This window comes from Ruegeria sp. AD2(2025) (assembly GCF_056542385.1).
The window spans coordinates 158,261-175,776 of sequence record NZ_JBQFZS010000008.1; the positions used below are offsets into that span (position 1 = coordinate 158,261).

The window sequence follows — 17,516 nt, forward strand, 5'->3', positions numbered from 1 at the left end:
CATGAGGCTGGTGGTAACGGGCGGCGCAGGATTTATTGGCTCGGCGGTTGTGCGTCTGGCGATTGCGCGCGGGTATGAGGTGGTGAATATCGATGCGCTGACCTATGCAGCCTGTCCCGAAAATGTTGCAAACGTCGCGCTGCACCCGAATTATCGTTTTATTCAGGCCGATATCCGCGACCGGGATGCGATGAATGGGGCGCTGGCGGAACACAGGCCCGACGTTGTCATGCATCTGGCAGCCGAAAGCCATGTGGACCGGTCGATCGATGGCCCCGGCACATTTGTCGATACAAATATCACCGGCACCTACATCTTGCTCGAGGCCGCCCGGAAACACTGGAGCGAACGGGGCAAGCCCGAGCGTTTTCGCTTCCATCATATCTCGACCGATGAAGTGTTCGGCAGTCTTGGCCCGACGGGCCTGTTTACCGAGAATACGCCCTATGATCCGCGCAGCCCCTATTCTGCGTCCAAGGCGGCCTCGGACCATCTGGTGCGGGCATGGAACGAAACCTATGGCTTGCCGGTCGTGCTGACCAATTGCAGCAACAACTATGGCCCGTTTCATTTCCCGGAAAAACTGATCCCGGTGATCATCCTGAACGCTTTGGCTGGCGAGCCTCTGCCCATCTATGGCGACGGTGCAAATGTCCGCGACTGGTTGTTTGTCGAGGATCACGCCGATGCCTTGCTGCTGGTTGCCGAGAAGGGGCAGGTGGGCCGGTCCTACAATATCGGCGGCAATAACGAGCGGTCCAATTTGGATCTTGTTCACATGCTTTGCGCTATTCTTGACGAGCTGCGCCCGCGTTCGCAGGGTCGCTACGCGGATCAGATTACATTCGTTCCCGACCGTCCCGGGCACGACGCACGCTATGCCATCGACGCCTCGCGCATCCGCGACGAGCTTGGCTGGCAGCCTTCGGTCACGCTCGAGGAAGGGCTGCGCCGGACGGTGCAGTGGTATCTGGACAACGAAAACTGGTGGCGCGCTTTGTTGGATCGCCACAATGTCGGCGGTCGGCTGGGGGTTGGCGCGTGATCCTTGTCTTCGGGTCATCGGGTCAGCTGGCGCGCGAGTTGCGGATGCTGCCAGATACAGAGTGTCTGTCGCGCGACGTCGCTGACCTGTCAGTCCCTGAAAGCTGCGCGGCTGCGATCGCTCAGAGACGGCCTGCCGCGGTGATCAACGCCGCGGCATACACCGCGGTAGATCAGGCGGAAGAGGAAGAGGGGCTGGCCACAACGATCAACGCCCGCGCCCCCCAAGCCATGGCGCAGGCCTGTGCCGATCTTGGTATCCCATTCGTCGGGGTCTCGACGGATTATGTCTTTGACGGCACGGGTCAGGCACCGTGGGCACCGACGGACGACCCCGCCCCGTTGGGTGCCTATGGGCGGTCAAAGCTGGCGGGTGAGCAGGCCGTGGCTGGCACGAGCGCCCAGTGGGTGATGCTGCGGACCTCGTGGGTCGTATCGGCGCATGGCAATAACTTTGTGAAGACCATGCTGCGCCTTGGGGCCGAGCGCGACAGCTTGAACGTGGTTGCCGACCAGATTGGCGGCCCGACGCCGGCGCGAGATCTGGCCCGCGCCTGCCATCAGATCGCACTCCGGATGTGCGAGGACCGGGGCAAGCGTGGCATTTATCACTATGCTGGCGCACCAGCCGTCAGCTGGGCCGATTTTGCGCGCGAGATTTTCCGGCAGGCCGGTCTGACCTGTGCGGTCACGGATATTTCGGGGTCCGATTATCCGACAGCGGCGCAACGACCCCAGAATTCTCGCCTGGATTGCGCTGATACAGCGCGTGATTTTTTCATTTCGCAACCTGACTGGCGGCAGGGACTGGCCAGCATCCTATCAGAGCTAGAAGGACATTCGCCGTGACACAGCGCAAAGGCATCATACTGGCAGGCGGCTCGGGCACACGGCTGTATCCTATTACCGAAGGGGTCTCGAAACAGCTATTGCCGATCTATGACAAGCCGATGATCTACTATCCGATCAGTGTGCTGATGCTGAGCGACATCCGGGACATTTGCATCATTACCACGCCGCAGGATCAGGATCAGTTCATGCGCGCGCTAGGAGATGGCAGCCAATGGGGCGTTTCGCTGACTTACATCGTTCAGCCCAGCCCCGACGGTCTGGCGCAGGCGTATATTCTGGCCGAGGATTTTCTGGCCGGTGCACCAAGTGCGATGGTCTTGGGTGACAACATCTTCTTTGGCCACGGCCTGCCCGAATTGCTGGCACGGGCGGATCAGTCACCGCAGGCGGCAACGGTGTTCGGCTATCACGTGAACGATCCGCAGCGTTACGGCGTTGTCGATTTCGATGCGCAGGACCGGGTGCGGGCGATCATCGAGAAACCTGAGACCCCGCCGTCGAACTATGCGGTCACGGGCCTGTATTTTCTGGACGGGTCGGCCCCGGAACGTGCGCGCAAGGTTGCGCCATCGGACCGCGGAGAGCTTGAGATCACCAGCCTGCTGGAACAATATCTGGCCGAGGAACAGCTGAACCTGCTCAAGATGGGGCGGGGATATGCCTGGCTGGATACCGGAACGCATGGCAGCCTTCTGGATGCCGGCAATTTTGTCCGCACCCTACAAGAACGTCAGGGCTTGCAGACAGGCTGTCTGGAAGAGATCGGGTTTCTGAAAGGCTGGATCACCGCCGCGGATCTGACCGAACGTGCCAGACTGCTGGCCAAGAACGGCTATGGCCGCTATCTGGCAAATCTGGTCGGTGGCTGACCGGCACGCGCTTGTTTACTGCTGGGGCACCCCCGTCGGGGCGTAGCTGGTGACCACATCCCAGACCACCTCTTGCATGACCCGGGCAGCCTCGGCGCCGGGATCGTCCGCGTCGGAACCATCTGCCCGCTTCAGCAGATGGGGCAAGCCCAGCGGCGATTGCTGGTAAAGTACCGCGTAATGCGTCAGCGCAACCAGATAGGCACCCAGATCGTTGTAGTGGATGTTGTCCTGCGTGCCATCCTCGGCCTTTAGGAACAAGTCTTCGCGCCGCTGAATGGGCCCGATGCCGCCGCGGTTTTCGACTTCGCGGACAAAGCGGGCAAATACCTGCCCGGCGGGGATCACATAGATGGGGTTGGGCATGTCGTCATATGCCAGGGCACGACGCAGAAGTTCGGTTTCCCAATAGCGGCCCAGATCCAGATCAATCCGGTTCAGCCAGCCTTCCTTGTGATCAAGAGGATGCCACGTTTCATAGAGAAACACGCGGGTTTCCGGGTTCGCATCCCAAGCGGCCTTAGCCCAGCGGTGCAGGTAGTCGCCGCTGTCAAAGTATTTGATCGCATCCCGGATTTCGACCATTTCAGTGACGACCAGCGCATCGTACTGGCCCGAGTCCACGCCCTCATGTGCATCCCGATATCGGGGGTGGTCATTTTCGACATCGAAACCGTTTATCGGCTCATCGGGTTCCCAATGGGCCTTCAAGGCTGTGCCCCAGCCCAGCTGGCTGTCATAGGAATGCCCGTCCCCCGCCAACTGAGCCAGCATCGCCGGCATGTTACGGCCAACAAGGCTGTGCCCGATGTGAAAGACGTTCTGCGCTGTTGTCGGGCTTGGGGCCGGTACGCGATAGAGTTCTTCGAACTCGGATTTCTCGATCGGCTTTGGTCCACCGCATTTGGTCAGGCTGCCACAAGCCGCCAGCAGTAGAAGAAGTCCGGGGGAAAGAACACGCTTGAAACTCTTGAACATGGGCAGCTAACTCGTTTTTTATGCGTCACAATTTTGGCGTATCGCGATGGCAATATCCTGTAACATATAGGTGTGCCGCGCCATCGTGACAAAGCATTTCGAAACCGGCATTCCAAATGGGAAACAGTAGGTGAATCTGTTGATGAGTAACGACAAGAAGACACTGATGATCTATGCTCCGGTTCCGCTGTTTCGGGGGTCTTCCGGCTTTCTTCTAGAGGATCAGGCCTGCAACGGGCTGCGTCTTTGGGCCGAGAATTTTGAGCGCGTGATCGGATTGTATCCGGTTGATCCCGGGCAGCCACCGCAAAGCTGGTGTCCGATCGAACGGGTCGGCCCGGCGTTGCAACGGGTCGATCTGGTGCCGTTGCCCATGGCGTACCGTCCGGACCAGTTTGCGCGTCATTACCGCAAGACCCGTGATCTGATCCGCAAGAAGATCGCTCAGGCCGACTATCTATCCTTTTCAATCGGCGGCCTGTTCGGCGACTGGGGCTCGGTCGCCTGTTATCAGGCGCATCGGATGGGACGTCCTTATGCTGTCTGGACAGATCGGGTCGAATCCGAAGTGGTGCGCCGCACGGCGCATACCGGGCGATGGCGCAGGCGGATGCTGGCCCATCTGACCCACAGGCCGATGGCGCATCTTGAACGGTTCCTGATCCGGCGAGCCGAACTTGGGCTTTTCCACGGCCGCGAGACATTCGACACCTATTCGCCCTATTGCTCTAACCCACAGATGGTGCACGATATTCACATCAAGAAGTCTGAGCACATTTCGCCGGAACAGGTCGCAGCAAAAGCCGAACAGGCGCAGAGTGGGCCGCTGCAGATTGTCTATGTCGGACGTGCCGATCCGATGAAAGGCGGGTTCGACTGGGTGGATGTGCTGAGCGGTTTGAACCAATCCGGCATCAGCTTTCAGGCGACCTGGTTCGGTGAGGGAACCGATCTTGAAGGCATGAAGGCACGCGTTACCGAAAAAGGTCTGGAGGGCAGCGTGTCATTTCCCGGTTTCCTCCGTGACCGCGGCGCGGTTCTTGAGGCTTTGCGTAAAGCGGATATCTTCTTGTTCTGCCACAAATCGCCCGAGTCGCCGCGATGTCTGATCGAGGCGTTGGTGTCGGGCACGCCGATTGTTGGATATGACGGCGCCTTTGCCAGAGACCTTATCTCGCAACACAAAGCCGGGCGGCTTGTCCCCCTGAACGATGTCGCTGCGCTTGAAGGGGCGGTGCGCGATCTGAACAGCGATCGCGCCGCACTGGGTCGTATGATTGCGGACGCAGCCCGAGATGGTGCCGACTTTGACGACGAGCATGTCTTCAAACATCGCAGCGACGTGATCCGCCAGTTTCTTTGAACGCAAAGAAAACGCCGGGCGGCGAGCCCGGCGTCCTGAATGGGTTATGTGATTGGCGGTGGATCAGTATCCGGTCGCCCGGACGACCACACCAACAGTTGCATACAGAATGCCCAGATCGGTCCGCAGGGTCAGGTCTTCGGCATAGCTGGTGTCAAACTCGGCGCGGCTGGCGAATGTGCTCGCGTTGCGCTCGGACACCTGCCACGAACCGGTCAGCCCGGGGCGCAGCGAGAAATAGGCCTGACCCGGGTACAGCTCCCGCTGCTCGGGCATCATCGGACGCGGACCCACGAGGCTCATTTCCCCGATCAGAACGTTCCATAGCTGGGGCAGTTCATCGAGCGATGTCTTGCGCAGAACCTGTCCGAAGGGGGTGATCCGGGGATCGTCCTTCAGCTTTTGCGTCTCCTGCCACTCAAGCCGGGCCAGCGTGTTTCTGGCCAGATAGTCTTCCAGCAAAACATCTGCATTTGGCACCATGCTGCGCAGCTTCCACATCGTGAAGACCCGGCCGTCTTTGCCAATGCGGCGCTGGCCATAGAAAGGATTACCCCCATCAACTGCAATGCACACCGCCAGAACAACCACGATCGGCAAAACGATCGGCAACGCAAGAAGGACAAAAGCCACATCCATCAGGCGCTTGAAAACCTTGCGGTACAGCTGAGTCGGTTCGGTGGAAACGTTATCGGTATGACGGGCAACCTGTTGTTGCTGGCACTTACCGGGAATACTCGTATCCTGAATCGTCATCTTCTTAACTTTCAAACCAAGCCAAAATACGGCTTCACTATTTCAACGCACTTCAAGAGGCCTCAAATTGGTCTCTGAACTCAGTCACAACATGGAAAAGACACACATGGCCGACGTAGCGGCAACCTCTTCCACTCCACATGTTTACACTATCTTAACGAACTCCACAAATCACCTGTGCCACAGTAATGCTGAATTTTTGCCTTAATTCGGATTAAGTCCGGTTAAACTAACGGTATTGTTTCTTAATAAGGCAAGGCAGTATCGGATAGGTTGTTATCATATTTATTGTACCACTCAAGGTTATCGGCGTCAGTCCCTCAGCTTTCGGCTTGTTGGTCTCCCTAGAATCGTCTGAGGATCCTCTGCTGGGGCGTCAGGCTCTGGACTTGCGGATGTGCTTGGGCGGTGGCGGGTGCTGAACGCCGGTTGCAGTACGGCCGACGCCGTCTGTCGGATCAGCTGCGGGACGCTTGTTGGTGACATAGCCGGCAAGCGATCCGCCAATCAGCCAGGTCAGCGGCGTCAGGGCCGAATTGGGGATCAGGTCGATGAGATTTGCTGCCATCACAAGGGCGAGGCCACTTGTGACCAGAGGGATAGATCGCTTGCGTCCCCGGGTCATCATTAGCAGCAGGGGGAAGGTCAGTATCCCGAACCGTGCGATGTAGCCAAGCCAGCCATAATAGCCGATGAAGATGATCCACTGTCCATCGACAATTACAAGATCGAGTCCGGTTACCGGGTCATAGACCCGGTTTCGGGCCCATCCGCCCCAGCCGAACCATGGTTTTTCCTGAGCCCGGTCCAGCAGGATGTCTTCGTTTCTGACGCGGGTATCGAACGACGACGCACGCTCGGGGTCGATTTCACGGGCGATGCTGGTGACCTCGTTGACCGGGACCCAATCCAGAGCCCGCAACATCGGGTAGGTGAGTACGATCAGAGCAATGACCGCCGCTGCGCGCATGATCCAGCGGCTGGTTCCGAAAAGCACCAGAGGCAGCAGCAGCACTGTGATGATCAGCGCGCCAAGCGACTTGACGAAGACCAGCGTCATAAGCAACCAGAGCAGACTTAAAGACCAGATCAGTGTGTTTGACGCGGCGAGCTTCTGACTTCGCAACATCGCGGCACCAGCCAGTGTCGCCATTGAAAAGAAGATGCCGACCATCAATCCGTGTTGCAGAAAGACAATGGGTCTGAAGCCGCTGCCTCTTATGTGCTGGTCAAAAGCGTGAGGGAAGAACCCGTAAAACCAGATGTTGAGCTGCGGGCTCATCCTGACTTCGAAAAGGGTGGGAAGGCTGTATATCAGCCCTGCAACCGCCAGAAGGCCGAGCATCGTCTGATGGTCCGCCTTGGTCGAAAGATATCGCCATCCCAGGTAGAAGGGCAGAAGCATCACGATCGTGTCCATCGCAATCGAAAAAGCGTCGTAGATTCGCATGGGACGCAGATAGGCGGGGCCAAAGATCAAAGCTTCCTGGTTGACCAGGACCGAGCCGAATATGCCGACCCCGAGGATCAGCAACAACACGATCAGTATTGCGCGACCGCTGGCAGAATAGTCGGGCGACGGGGGCAGTTTCTGGCGATACCCGGCGGTTTGGGGGCTGCCGTCTTTGATCAGCAAACACATAATGATCGCGCTGAGGGCCGGTATCAGCGCCTTGTCAAAGGTCGGCAAGAGCGGAAGGTCAAAACCGGCAACCAGCGGCAGAAACAGATAGCCGCCCACAATCGAAATTACGATTGCCCGGGTTCGGTCAAACATCTTGAACAGGATCACGACCATCACCGGCCACGAAAACAGAACAAAATAGGCGAACACGTTGGGCATTGATGGTCTGTCTCAGGTGGCGGTTCGGGGACCAGGTCTGGGTCGGTTGGGATCTAAAAGATTACGGCGGTGCTTTGGTTGGGTGGGTTCAGATACGCAGCCTTTTGAACAGGGCTTCGGGAATGCACTTTATCACTGTCATCACCACTGCCCAAATGGGTTTGACATAAATTGTATTCTTCCGCTTCCGTATGGCGCGCCCGATGGCCGAAGCGACCTCGGTCGGTTGCGCGGTCAGTTTCTCTGGCAGGTCCAGATCCTCGGTCATCTTTGTGTCGACAAAGCCGGGCAGAACAGTGACGACGTGGACACCCTGTTTGGCCAGCCGGTTGCGCAGCCCCGAAAGGTAGGCGGTGAATCCGGCCTTGGCGGACCCGTAGATGTAATTGGTCGCGCGTCCCCTCTCACCCGCGACCGAGCTGATGCCGACCAGCACGCCCGCGCCGCGGTGCTCGAACCTGTTTGCCAACAGGGCGAGGATACTGGCCGGACCCTCGAAATTGGCGCGCATCACCTGCGCTGCTGCTGCGATGTCCTGTTCGTCGTCTTCCTGATTGCCCAGCACGCCGATCGCGCAGACGGCGATGTCCGGCAATTCCGGCAAACCGTCAACAAAGACGGCATGATGCCCGAGATCGAGAACGTCGAAATCGTGCAGCGACACCGGAACCTGATATCGGAGTTCCAGATCGTCTTTTTCAGCCTGAAGCGTCTGCGCGTTGCGCGCCGCAAGCTGTATCGGATGGCCGGACGCGGCCAGCTCATGCGCGACGGCAAGCGCGATATCCGAGCGCGCACCAAGAATCAGCACCGGGCCATTGCTCATAGTTTCAGCCTTTCTGATTGCACCGAGGCAAAGCGCTGTGCTGCCCCGCTATTCTGTCTCATCTGTTCAAACGCATCGACGCGGGCCGCATCGGTCGCGCGCACAGCCTGCGCATCCATCATGCTGTCCTTTGCCAGATAAATCCGCCCGCCATTCTCAGCAGTCATCTGTCCAAGCTCTCGGATCAGCTTGGCCGAGGTGTCGGACATCGGAAAGTCCAGCGCCAGGGTGTACCCTTCCATCGGGAACGAGAACCGGCTGTCCTGCTGGCCAAACCGTTTCAGCACCGCCAGAAACGAGCCGCGCCCCGAGGCCGATATCTCGTTCAGCATGTCATGTAGGCCCGACCGTGCCGTATCCATCGGCAGGACGCATTGAAACTGCGCAAAGCCTCTGCGCCCGTAGATCCGGTTCCAGTCGAGGATCGCATCCAGCGGGTAGAAATAGCTGTTCCAGTTCACATAGCTGATCGGCTCGCCGCGCTTGCCGTTCCAGTAATAGAGGTCATTGAAGGCGCGCACCGAGTATCGGTTCAGGCAAAATCCTGGCAGGTTGAAGGGCACGCCCAGCCTTTGCCGCGCGACGGAGGGAAAGGGCGCTTTGCGCTGTTTGTCCGGCAATTCAGCCAGCGATGCATGTTCGCCCAGCATCACGAGCGACCGGCCAAGTGAGTCCCCGCTGCTCAGGCAGTCGATCCAGGCGACTGAATAGGTGGCGTCGAGCGAAGCTTCGAAAAGGTCGATCGCGGCGTCGAGGTTTTGCGCCGCATGTGTCGTCTGCCGAATCCAGCCAGTCTCGACCGGGCGCAGCCGGAAGGCAATGCGTAGAATGACGCCGGTCAGACCCATGCCCCCGATGGTCCAGTCGAACAGCTCAGGGTTCTCGGTGCGAGAGCATCGCGTGACGGTCCCATCGGGCCCGGCAAGGTCCAGCCAGTCGACACAGTTTCCGAACGAGCCGTCGATATGGTGGTTCTTGCCGTGTACGTCGGCGGCGGCCATGCCACCCAAAGTCACAAACCGGGTGCCGGGCGTGACCGTGGGAAACCATCCTCGGGGCAGAAAGGCGGTGATGACGTCCGACAGCAAAACGCCCGCTTCCGCGACCAGTTGCCCGGTTTCGGGGTCGAACGACAACATATGATTGAACCGGCGCATATCCAGCGTGTTGGTTCGGCTCAGCGCGCTGTCGCCATAGGACCTTCCGTTGCCGCGGGCGATGGCGCCGGATTTGCTGATCGCTGCGATCAGTTCCCGGTCGTCTCGCGGGCGGCTGAGCTGGCAATCGACCACCGGGTATTTTCCCCAGCCGGATAGTTTCATCGCGACGCTCCGATCGAAAGCGTGGAATCGGTGAACACAAACCGGCGATCCAGATTGAATTTCACGATATAGCCGATCGCCAGACCTATAACCGCACCGGTCTCGCGCATGAGGTCGGTGTGCCAGATCAGCCAGAAGGCGGTCTCCATCCCCCAGAAGATCGCGGTAGTGACGATTCCCATCGCGGTATAGGCCGAGAATTTTCGGCTATGGTCCGAGACACCGGTGCCCAGATCATAGAAAATCCAGCGCTTGTCCAAGACGTATTTCAGAACCAGCCCCACGGTCGTGCCGACCAGAATCGCGGGGATCAGGGCGCTGTCGCCCAAAGCGCCGAACACAAGTCTTTGCGCGCCCAAATTCGCCACCGTCGCCAGAACGGCGAACAACGCATAGCGCAGGACCAGCGATCGAAGACTCACAACACCGATCCCCCCAGTGCAAGCGCGGCAACCAGCGCAAAACAGATCTGGCTGTTGCGGTCGCGCGCCGCAAAGACGATCGGATCGTCGTGCATCTGGCCCCGATGGGTGATCATGATGACCCGGCTGATCCAGTACAGCAGGATCGGGCAAATCCCCCAAAGCACCGTAGGCCAGGCATAAAGAGCAACCACGGCGGGCGAGTTGAGATAGAGTGCCAGAACCAGAACCGAGAGATATCCCGCCGCGACCGCCATCTGCGTCATAACCGGCAGATCATCGACATGGTATCCGCGCCCCGACGCGCCCAGCTTGCCGCGTTTTGCGCTGTCCACCAGTTCGGCCTGCCGTTTAACCGCAGCCAGCGAGAAGAACAGGAAGATCGAGAAGGCCAGCAGCCAGACCGACAGCTCGATACTTGTCGCGACACCGCCCGCGATGATCCGGATTGTATAAAGCCCTGCCAGCGTGCAGACATCCACGATCAGCTTGCGTTTAAGCGAAACGGAATAGGCGGTCGTGATTGCAAAATAGACCAGCATGATCCCGATGAAGGCCAGATTGGTCAGCGCCGCCAGTAAGAACCCCCCCAGCAATAGCCCCGATGCCATCCAGACCCCGTGCGACACCGGAATGGCCCCAGAAGCGAACGGCCGGTTCCGTTTGCGCGGATGGGCGCGATCGGCCTTCAGGTCCAGCAGATCGTTCACCACATAGACGCTTGAGGCGATCAGGCTGAAGGACAGGAACGCCAGCAGGCTGTTCATCAGAGTACCCGGCGCAAAATTATGCGCGGCGATCATCGGCAAGAAGACAAGAACGTTCTTCAGCCATTGATGCGGCCTCAGGGCCTTGAGATAGGCTTTGCGAGAGACATTCGGCGCGACCAGATGCTCGACCTCACATTCCAGTTTGCTCAGCTTGTTTCGGATCGCGGGCCGAGCGTTCACGGTGATCGCCTTTGCGGCCTTGTTCCAGACCGCCAGATCGGCGGCGCTGTCACCCATATAGGCGAAGCCGTTGGTCCCGTATTTCTGTTCAAGAAACCGGGCCTTGTTCTCACCTTTGAGGTTCAGAGTACCGTCAGAGCCATATACCTCGTCGAACAACCCGACATGGGCAGCGATCTGATCCGCAATGCGCTGATCCGAAGCGGTCACCAGAACGGCCTGCCGCCCGCTTTCGCGCCAGGATTTGATGTAATCGATCACAGGTTGATTGTAGGGCAGCGCATCGACCTGCACCCGAGCTGTGTCCTGCAGGACGGATTTCAGGGCCGCCCGCCCCTGCAACAGCGCCATTGGGGCCCGGAAAAGTGTCGTCCAGTCCAGAGACAGCGAAGCCCAGAAGGTCTCGTGCAGCATATCCGAGGCAATCAGTGTCCCGTCCAGATCGACCACCAGAACGGGGTCGGCAACCTTTAGGGCCTCTGTTTCGGACAAAACAGCCTGATCAGTCATCTATTTCGCCTCCTTCAGGAAGTGCCAGTTTCCGGCGCACATTTCTTCAAGGCCCAACTGAGCCTCAAAGCCCAGCACCGTCCCTGCCTGCGCGGTCGCCGCACAGGAAACCGCAGGATCTCCGGCCCGGCGATCCGTGATGGTATAAGGAATAGGCCGTCCGCAGACCCGTTCATAGGTTTTGACTACGTCCAGCACACTGTACCCTCGGCCTGTCCCCAGATTGACACAGTGACTGCCCTGATCGCCGAATAATGCATCAAGTGACAGCACATGCCCCCGGGCCAGATCCTGAACGTGGATATAGTCCCGGATGCCGGTTCCATCCGGTGTGGGATAATCTCCGCCAAAAATCATCAGCTCATCCATTTGACCCATGGCGACGCGGGCGATGACCGGAACAAGATTGGTTGGCTTCTGGCTGGGGTCCTCGCCGATCAAGCCCGAGGGGTGCGCCCCGACCGGATTGAAATAGCGCAAAATGCCAAGTTTCAGCGCCGGGTCCGCGCTGGCCAGACCGGTCAGGAAATCTTCGCCTATGCGTTTTGTCTGGGCATAGAAACTTTGCGGAGAGGCGGGCGTATCTTCGACAATCGGCATGGTTTCTGGGTTGCCGTAGATTGCCGCGCTTGATGAGAAGACGATGCGGCTGACGCCATGCGCATTCATTGCTGCGGCGATATTGTAAAGGCCAACGCAATTGGTCTCAAAATACCCCATCGGGTTTGCCTGGCTTTCCGGCACGCTTTTCAGGGCGGCGAAATGGACCACCGCATCGAAGGCCTGATCGGCAAAGACACGCGACACTTCATCGGTATTCCCGATATCGCAATCATAGACCTGTGCCGGTGCGCCGGTGATCTGCGCCAGCCGGTCAGGAACGTCGCGGCGCGCGTTCTCGAAATTGTCGAGGATCGAGACCTCATAACCCGCCTCGGCCAGCGCGACATAGGTGTGCGAGCCGATGAAACCCGCGCCACCCGTCAGCAGAATGCGCCTGATTTTGTCTGCGGTTTGGTTCATCTGCCCCGCGCCCATTCCGAATTTCCCGGCCCCAGCCGCACCAGAAGGTGCAGCGCGGAATAAACCGCAAAGCTGAGCGGGGCCTGACAGACCAGACGCAACAGGCCGGTCGGGGTCAGAGGTTGTTTGTTGTCGTTGTCCGCGAGATCCGGATACAGCCGCCGAATTTCCTCGACACCGGCATCCTGACGCCGCCGGACGCGGATCAGGTTTCGCAGCCCTTCGACCATGGGCCAGTGATAGCGTGCGGGCACTTCGACCCTTTCGTCTGGGGCGAAATTCAGCCGAACAAACGTGTCGTCCGAGATGATCGAGGGGAACTGCCCCCAGCGTTGGCGCCCGGCGGCGTTGACCGAAAAGAGACCCGCCCCGACCGCACCGCCCCGAACGAACGGTAGCCGGACCCAGAAATCGGAATACCGCCGCGTGATCCATGTTCGCGCCGGGGCAACCTGCAATTTGCCTGTGGCATAAAGTGGTCTGGTCTCGTTCAGCGCCTTCCGCAGCTGTCCCAGTAGGTCGGGATCGCATCGGACATCTGCATCCAGATAGATCGTGGCCGCGCCAGTCTTCACCTTGTCTCCCTGATTGAAGGCGTTGGGTTTGCCGGGTTCGCTGATGTTCAGCAGCACCAACCGCCAGTTGCGGCCTTCGAACTGGCCTTTGAAACCTGACACGATTTCGGCTGTCCGGTCGGTGCAGGCATTTGCCGCAACCACAACCTCGATACGGCCAGCGGCGTTGTCCTGTTGAACAAGGGAGTTCAGACAGTCCCCGATATAGTTCTCTTCGTTATGCGCGGCGATGTTCACGCTCAGGATGCTTGTGGGATCAGCATCGTCCCAACTGGCGCCGGACAGTATGATCTTTTCGTCCGGCATGGTCATTTGCCGTCAAAGGGATCGCGGTAGAGACCCAATTTCTGTTTGAGCAGCGCCCAGAGTACCGGCGGGTCCTGCAGGACATAGCGACGCCAGCGCTGGCGCGGCTCCTTGATCAGACGGTAGAACCATTCAAGACCCAGATTGGTGACCCACGGGGCAGGGCGGGGCAGGGTTCCGGCCTCATAGTCGATCGTCCCACCCAGCGGTAGGAACAGCCGGACGTTTGGCATCCGGTCCCGGTAATCCATGATGAACTTTTCCTGCCGCCCGCCGCCAAGCCCGACCAACAGCACCGTCGCGCCGGATGCATTGATCCGCTCGATCGTCCGATCGACGGCGGCGGGGTTGGTTTCATAGTCAAAGGGTGGGGCGTCGGTTCCGACGATAATGCGCCGACCGGTCTTATCATTGATCCGGTCCGCAGCGATATCGGCGATGCCCGGTTTGCCGCCGCACAGGAACACCGTGACATCAGGATTGTCCTTGTGGTGCATATAGAACTTCGGAAAATAGTCCGATCCTGACACCCTTTCGCGCACCGGGGTTCCCAGCAACTTGGCCGCAAAATAAAGGATCTGGCTGTCGCAGGTGATGATATCAAACTTGTCGAAAATCTCGCGAAACTCGCGATCTTTCTGCAGTTTCATCATCATGTCGACATGCAGCGTCAGGATCGCGCCCGCGCCGAAGTTCTGCAGCAGGTCGTCCATGGAGATATCGTGAACGTAGACATTCAGCAGGTCGATGCGGGGATAGCTGTTCCGCGTTGTATCCATTGTCATCCCGATTGGCGTTCCGTCAGCCATCATGCAGCCCTTCTCAGGTGCCGACATACCGGTCTTGCAAGGGGCAGGTTCAGTGCGGGGCGCATTGTCTGGCCCTGGGTCATAATCGTTACTTTCACGCCCATGCTTGCATGGCCTTCTCAATTGTTAACATCAAACAAACGCCCAGAAACCAGCGCGTCCGAGGATCGCTTTTGTGTCAGGGCTGTGCGACAGCCGGCGATCCGACCACGACAGAAATTTCAAACTCAAAAATGCGGCCGGTTCCGTTTACTGCATACCTTTGCGTTTCAGACAACTTGCGGTGACTAGTTTCACGAATTCCCGCCCCTTGGCCAACAGGAAATGCGCACAATCGCCGTTTTTTCGTACGATTGTTTCAGCGTAGGGGCGGGGTGATTTCCGGTAAGACATAAGGTCGGTGCTGCTTGTTCTCAGCGGCTTGGATCACGGGTCAGGGTGAACGGCAGACAGTGGTGTTTTCGGGTTGGTCCGAATTGCCGAGCGAGACATCGTCACGAGCGCGGCTGCCAGCAGGCAGGTGGCACCAAAACCGCCATAGAGCAGAACAGCGGCATATATTGGCAATCCGCTGATCAGGCCGACAATTGCCGCCAATCCACCTGCAACCATCCCGAATAGAACCAGCCCTGCGATCATCATGCCCTCTGTGTCTTTCGTGCTGCCCGGGCAGGTTGTCCCGGCAATCGTTAAGAAACACTCAACAAGGCAAAGAAGGCAAAATTATGCCCCAAACAGGCCCGGGGGCCCAAAACTGTCTCAAAGTGTTGCGTTTTAGAGCTGATGCCCCGGGAAAGTGAATAATCTGCAAATCAAAATATGGTGTTTGGTCCGAATCATGTGCAGACTGTGCCTGCCATGCGGATTTTGGAGATTTGACCCCCGGGGTCCGGCGGTCTTGGTGGGGAATAACTGGAATAGAATTAGGGAGAGCTTGGGACATGAAGCCCATCTATACTCTGCTTGTTACACTGGTCCTTGGTGCGGTTGCGGCCGTGCCGGCCCTGGCGCAAAGCAGCTATCGCATTCAACCCGGCGACGTTTTGAATATTGAAGTGCTTGAAGATCGTGAACTTAATCAGGAAGCGCTGGTTCGTCCTGATGGGCGCATCACCATGCCGTTGGCCGGTACGCTTGCTGTCAGCGGACGCAGCGTCGAACAGGTTCGCAGCGACCTGACCGACCTTCTCGCGCCGAATTTTGCTTCGACACCCAGCGTCTTCGTGTCACTGGGTTCGGTCGGCGAAGATGTGGAGCCGGATCCGATTCTTGTTTACGCCATCGGCGAGGCCGGATCGCCGGGGCGTTACGAAGTGCCGCCGGGCACGACTCTGCTGCAGTTCTTCGCGGAAATGGGTGGCTTCTCGAGATTTGCGGCAACCAAGCGGGTCATGCTGCGGCGCACGGACAAATCGGGCAACGAGCGGGTGTTCCGGTTTAACTATGACGCCATTCTGGAAGGCGTCGGACAAGGTGCGGCGACACGGCTTGTAGACGGAGACGTCGTTGTTGTGCCACAGCGGCGCTTGTTCGAATAACAAGAAAGTTGGGGCAGTGAGACAGGACGCGATGAATCGCCTGACGGGTGTTGGGGCCGCTATGGCGGTGCTGTTGTCGACGACGATCGTCAGGGCGCAGGAAATACCTGTCGAACCCGGCGGGCTGGAGTTGCGGTTTGGCATCGCCGAGCGTCTGGAGTATGGCCGTAACCTGAGCCTTGATGTGCCGGACCCCGGCAACGGATTCATCGCGTCAACCATCCTGTCTTTTGGTCTGTCCAGTGAAACGCGCACCCAGTCGATCATTCTGGATGCCGTCACAGGCCTGCGGCTTCAGGACCTGCCCAATATTGACGATAACTTCGATATCGGCGATGCCCGGCTCGATTTCGGCTATTCGCGTGAGGCTGCGAATGCCGGATTGAGCCTGGATGCTGAATATCTGCGGTTCGATATCGGTTTCCTGCGGTCACTCTCAGATTTCGAAGACGAGGATGGCTTTATCATCTTGCCTGCCGATTTTGCTGATCTGACCGGCGACGGAACCCGCAGCGACTTTACCTATGGCTTCGCGCTTGATGGTGGCAGGCAAAACCTTGTTGGTTATAACCTCCGTCTTCAGGCCTCGGGGCTGCGGTATACGGACACCACCGATCCCGGGCTTGACGACAACGACCGGATCGATGGCCGGTTTGGGTTGAGCTTTGCGTTCTCGCAACGGACCACCGGGCGTTTGGACTACGACCTCGAACGGTTCACCGACGACAGCCCGGACGAGATTGACCGCGATGGGAACACGATTACCTTCGGGCTCCTGCACGAAGCGTCGCCCACTACGCGCTTCGACGTGGCGCTTGGCTATGCGGATATTGAGGAGACGCGGCAGATCAGCGGTGATCGGGACGTATCCGGCATCGTCGGCAATCTGGGGGTTGAACGCGACGTCCCTGACGGGTCGTACCTCGCTCGCTATGAGACGACCCGGGAGATCGCTGGCCGTCTGGATCGGCTTTTTGTCGGGCGCAACCGCGAGATCCCCGATGGGGCCTTCGGGTTTACGCTCGGTGCGGCGCGGCAATCGGGCGGATCGGTTGATGCCATCGGATCGCTGTTGTTCGATCGCGAGTATGGGCCTAACACTCTGCGCGTGCGGTTAAGCCGGGACATCCTGTTCGACGACGAAGATGACTACTTTGCAGCGACGGTGGTGGATGTCGGGTATATCTGGGGCATTACACCCCTGTCGCAATTTGCGTTGCGCGGCACCTACGCATTGTCCGAGGAGACCGACACATCATCGCAAGTCGAATTCTCGAATGTAAGTGCGATCTACAGCCATGACCTAACCCGGGACTGGCAGTTTAATGCAGGCCTCGACTATCGCGTCCGCGATGAAGATGGCGTCGGACGTGCGACCAGCCCGATGGTGTTCGTTGCGATCGGCAAGAACATCGTATGGCGACCCTGACACGAGGCTACCGGGGCATTGACTCGCCTGCGTATGATCGCGCGGATAGATTCGTTTGACCGGGTATTGGATGGCGCTTTTGGGAACAATATGGCCGGATA

General features: G+C 58.7%; 17 protein-coding genes. 6 read left to right on the forward strand and 11 right to left on the reverse strand.

The window, feature by feature from the left end:
- The first annotated feature begins 1 nt into the window (after nt 1).
- Genes rfbB through rfbA form a run of 3 tightly spaced genes read left to right on the forward strand, consistent with a single transcriptional unit; the run spans nt 2 to nt 2,765 of the window.
- Nucleotides 2–1,045, forward strand: a complete 1,044-nt coding sequence (rfbB, locus tag ACR1XV_RS16105; protein ID WP_480533139.1) for a dTDP-glucose 4,6-dehydratase — start codon at nt 2–4, stop codon at nt 1,043–1,045.
- A complete protein-coding gene (gene rfbD / locus ACR1XV_RS16110; RefSeq protein ID WP_480533141.1) occupies nt 1,042–1,893 on the forward strand; it encodes a dTDP-4-dehydrorhamnose reductase in 852 nt (283 codons plus the stop codon). Before rfbB ends, rfbD begins: the two co-directional genes overlap by 4 nt.
- Nucleotides 1,890–2,765: a glucose-1-phosphate thymidylyltransferase RfbA gene (gene rfbA / locus ACR1XV_RS16115; RefSeq protein WP_480533143.1), complete on the forward strand. Its 876-nt coding sequence runs from the start codon at nt 1,890–1,892 to the stop codon at nt 2,763–2,765. The genes rfbD and rfbA overlap by 4 nt, the downstream gene beginning before the upstream one ends.
- Nucleotides 2,766–2,780: 15 nt before the next feature.
- Here rfbA and ACR1XV_RS16120 read toward each other — a convergent pair whose 3' ends face one another.
- The gene (locus ACR1XV_RS16120; protein WP_480533145.1) at nt 2,781–3,743 is read right to left on the reverse strand and encodes a hypothetical protein; all 963 of its coding nucleotides are present in this window, start codon (nt 3,741–3,743) and stop codon (nt 2,781–2,783) included.
- Between the two features lie 142 nt (nt 3,744–3,885).
- On the opposite strand from ACR1XV_RS16120, the gene ACR1XV_RS16125 reads away from it, so the two are divergent.
- Entirely contained in the window at nt 3,886–5,106 is a 1,221-nt protein-coding gene (locus tag ACR1XV_RS16125) for a glycosyltransferase (protein WP_480533146.1), read from the forward strand.
- Nucleotides 5,107–5,169: 63 nt separating this feature from the next.
- On the opposite strand, the gene ACR1XV_RS16130 is transcribed toward ACR1XV_RS16125, so the two are convergent.
- From ACR1XV_RS16130 to ACR1XV_RS16175, 10 genes are all read right to left on the reverse strand, one after another.
- The gene (locus ACR1XV_RS16130; RefSeq protein WP_480533147.1) at nt 5,170–5,862 is read right to left on the reverse strand and encodes a sugar transferase; all 693 of its coding nucleotides are present in this window, start codon (nt 5,860–5,862) and stop codon (nt 5,170–5,172) included.
- Between the two features lie 376 nt (nt 5,863–6,238).
- Nucleotides 6,239–7,705 (reverse strand): hypothetical protein, encoded by a 1,467-nt coding sequence (locus ACR1XV_RS16135; protein ID WP_480533149.1) that lies wholly within the window; start codon nt 7,703–7,705, stop codon nt 6,239–6,241.
- Nucleotides 7,706–7,793: 88 nt separating this feature from the next.
- Nucleotides 7,794–8,531 (reverse strand): SDR family oxidoreductase, encoded by a 738-nt coding sequence (locus ACR1XV_RS16140; protein ID WP_480533151.1) that lies wholly within the window; start codon nt 8,529–8,531, stop codon nt 7,794–7,796.
- The gene (locus ACR1XV_RS16145; protein ID WP_480533153.1) at nt 8,528–9,853 is read right to left on the reverse strand and encodes an FAD-binding oxidoreductase; all 1,326 of its coding nucleotides are present in this window, start codon (nt 9,851–9,853) and stop codon (nt 8,528–8,530) included. Before ACR1XV_RS16145 ends, ACR1XV_RS16140 begins: the two co-directional genes overlap by 4 nt.
- The gene (locus tag ACR1XV_RS16150; protein WP_480533155.1) at nt 9,850–10,275 is read right to left on the reverse strand and encodes a GtrA family protein; all 426 of its coding nucleotides are present in this window, start codon (nt 10,273–10,275) and stop codon (nt 9,850–9,852) included. Before ACR1XV_RS16150 ends, ACR1XV_RS16145 begins: the two co-directional genes overlap by 4 nt.
- Nucleotides 10,272–11,735, reverse strand: a complete 1,464-nt coding sequence (locus ACR1XV_RS16155) for a UbiA family prenyltransferase (protein ID WP_480533157.1) — start codon at nt 11,733–11,735, stop codon at nt 10,272–10,274. Before ACR1XV_RS16155 ends, ACR1XV_RS16150 begins: the two co-directional genes overlap by 4 nt.
- Nucleotides 11,736–12,758, reverse strand: a complete 1,023-nt coding sequence (gene galE / locus ACR1XV_RS16160) for a UDP-glucose 4-epimerase GalE (RefSeq protein WP_480533159.1) — start codon at nt 12,756–12,758, stop codon at nt 11,736–11,738. It lies immediately after the preceding gene.
- A complete protein-coding gene (locus tag ACR1XV_RS16165) occupies nt 12,755–13,639 on the reverse strand; it encodes a glycosyltransferase family 2 protein (protein ID WP_480533161.1) in 885 nt (294 codons plus the stop codon). Before ACR1XV_RS16165 ends, galE begins: the two co-directional genes overlap by 4 nt.
- Nucleotides 13,640–13,641: 2 nt before the next feature.
- A complete protein-coding gene (locus ACR1XV_RS16170) occupies nt 13,642–14,451 on the reverse strand; it encodes a WecB/TagA/CpsF family glycosyltransferase (protein ID WP_480533163.1) in 810 nt (269 codons plus the stop codon).
- A 423-nt stretch (nt 14,452–14,874) separates the two neighbouring features.
- On the reverse strand, nt 14,875–15,090 hold the full coding sequence (locus ACR1XV_RS16175) for a hypothetical protein (RefSeq protein WP_480533165.1): 216 nt from the start codon (nt 15,088–15,090) through the stop codon (nt 14,875–14,877).
- Between the two features lie 299 nt (nt 15,091–15,389).
- Here ACR1XV_RS16175 and ACR1XV_RS16180 point away from each other — a divergent pair, with 299 nt between their 5' ends.
- Nucleotides 15,390–15,986 carry a polysaccharide biosynthesis/export family protein gene (locus tag ACR1XV_RS16180; protein WP_480533167.1) on the forward strand — a complete coding sequence of 199 codons (597 nt, stop codon included), beginning with the start codon at nt 15,390–15,392 and terminating at the stop codon, nt 15,984–15,986.
- Between the two features lie 31 nt (nt 15,987–16,017).
- A complete protein-coding gene (locus ACR1XV_RS16185; RefSeq protein ID WP_480533169.1) occupies nt 16,018–17,415 on the forward strand; it encodes a hypothetical protein in 1,398 nt (465 codons plus the stop codon).
- The last annotated feature ends 101 nt before the right edge of the window (nt 17,416–17,516 follow it).